We start from the raw sequence: 2,332 nt of genomic DNA, 5'->3' as shown, positions 1-2,332 counted from the left end.
AGCCGCGCAGGCGGGACATGGTGGGGTCGAAGAGGGGTTCCTCGGTGACGACGGCTTGCACCCGCTGGTCGAAGTAGCCGATGTGGAGGGTGGTGCCGGGGGTGGTGAGGTCGGCGGGGAGCCAGGCGTAGGCGATGGCCTTGCCGATGGTGTAGCCGTAGGCGGCGCTGGTGACGTAGCCGACCGCGCGGTCGCCGTCGTAGACGGGTTCCTTGCCCATCACGACCGACTCGGGATGGTCGATGGTCAGGCAGGTCAGCCTGCGCCGGACACTGTCCTTGCGGCGCTCGAGTGCCTGTTTGCCGATGAAGTCGCCCTTGTCGAGCCTGACGGCGAAGCCGACGCCGGCCTCGTAGGGGTCGTGCTCGTAGGTCATGTCGGTGCCGAAGGAGCGGTAGCCCTTCTCCAGCCGCAGGCTGTTGAACGCCCCGCGGCCCGCGACGATCCCGCCCAGCGGCTGCGCTGCCGCCCACAGTGTGTCCCACAGCTTCTGCCCCTGGTCGGCGGTGGTGTACAGCTCCCAGCCGAGCTCACCGACGTACGACAGCCGCATCGCCGTGACCGGAACCGCGCCGATGTAGGCGTGCCGGGCACGGAAGTACTTCAGGCCGTCGTTGGAGAAGTCCGCGTCGGTGAGGGGCTGCAGGACCTTGCGGGCCAGCGGGCCCCACAGGCCGATGCAGCAGGTGCCGGCGGTGATGTCGCGGACCTGGACGGTGCCGTCGGCGGGCAGATGCCGGGTGAGCCAGTCCAGGTCCAGGTTGCCGTTCGCGCCGATCTGGAAGAGGTCGCGGGCCAGGCGGGCGACCGTGATGTCACTGCGGATGCCGCCGTCGTGGTCCAGGAACAGCGTGTAGGTGACGGATCCGACGGACTTGGCGACCTTGCTGGTGGTCAGCCGCTCCAGGAAGTCGGCCGCGCCGGGACCGCTCACTTCGAGCCGCTTCAGCGCGGTCATGTCGTACATCGCCACGGTCTCGCGGGTGGCCTGAGCCTCCGCGCCCACGATCGGCGACCAGAACCGCGCCGCCCACGCATTGGGGGTCGGGATGTTGCGGCCCTCGACCAGGGGCGCGTTGGCCTCGTACCACTGCGGGCGCTCCCAGCCGTTCGCCTCCAGGAAGAGGGCGCCGTGTTCCTGCTGGCGGGTGTGGAAGGGGCTGGTGCGGATCGGGCGCGGGTCACCCGAGGGCTGCAGGGGGTGGAGGATGTCGTAGACCTCGACGAAGTTCTGGCAGTCACGCGCCAGGACGTACTGGGGGGCCAGCTGGTGCGGCTCGAACCGGTTGACGTCGCACTCGTGCAGGTCGAAGGAGGAGCAGTAGCCGTCGACCAGCCATTCGGCCATGGCTCGGCCGACGCCCGCGGAGTGGGTGACCCAGACCGCCTCGGCGACCCAGAAACCCTTGACGTCCTGGGACTCGCCGAGGAGGGGGAAGTTGTCGGTGGTGAAGGAGAACAGGCCGTTGATGCCCTCCTCGACCTTCGCCTCCCGCGTCGCGGGCAGCAGCGCCTGCGTCTCGCTCCAGGCGGGCTCGAAGTCCTCCTCGGTGAACTTCAAAACCGACGGCATCGCCTCGGCCTCGTCCACCGAGAGGATGTCATCGGCCGAGACCGGCATCGGACGGTGACCGTAGTAGCCGATGCCCAGACCGTCGAAACGGTCCCGGTAGTACAGGTCGGCGTCCTGGTGACGCAGGATCGGACGCACCGCCTCCTCCCGCTGTCCGGCCAGTGCCGGGATCGGGCCGGTCCAGGCCAGCTGGTGCGCCAGCGGCGTCAGCGGCAGGTTCATCCCCACCATCCGGGCGATCTTCGGACCCCAGATACCGGCACAGCACACCACGATGTCGGCGGCAATCTCCCCCTGGTCCGTCAGCACACCGGTGACCTCACCGTCGGTCTGCAGGACGTCGAGGACCTCGTGGCGGGCCAGAAACGTCACGCCGCGCTCGGTCGCCCGGCGGATCTGCGCCTCCACCGCCAGAACCGCCTTGGCCAGACCGTCGGTCGGCACCAGCAGACCGCCCAGCACCTTCTCCACGTCGAGCAGCGCATGCCGCTCCACACACTCCTCGGGCGTCAGCAACTGCGCCTCGATGCCCCAGGCGGTCACCCAGCCGTGCCGGCGCNCAGATACCGGCACAGCACACCACGATGTCGGCGGCAATCTCCCCCTGGTCCGTCAGCACACCGGTGACCTCACCGTCGGTCTGCAGGACATCGAGGACCTCGTGCCGGGCCAGAAACGTCACGCCGCGCTCGGTCGCCCGGCGGATCTGCGCCTCCACCGCCAGAACCGCCTTGGCCAGACCGTCGGTCGGCACCAGCA

General features: G+C 69.4%; 2 pseudogenes. Both read right to left on the bottom strand.

The window, feature by feature from the left end:
* Positions 1–2,131, bottom strand: a pseudogene (locus ACLZN2_RS50970) (GcvT family protein); the annotation flags it as partial.
* 22 nt (positions 2,132–2,153) lie between these two features.
* Positions 2,154–2,291 (bottom strand): annotated as a pseudogene (locus ACLZN2_RS50965) (hypothetical protein); the annotation flags it as partial.
* Positions 2,292–2,332 lie beyond the last annotated feature (41 nt).

The organism is Streptomyces sp. T028 (assembly GCF_048159505.1).
Taxonomy (GTDB): domain Bacteria; phylum Actinomycetota; class Actinomycetes; order Streptomycetales; family Streptomycetaceae; genus Streptomyces.
The sequence above is the reverse complement of the archived record's forward strand: the minus strand, read 5'-3'. Positions and strand labels throughout refer to the sequence as shown.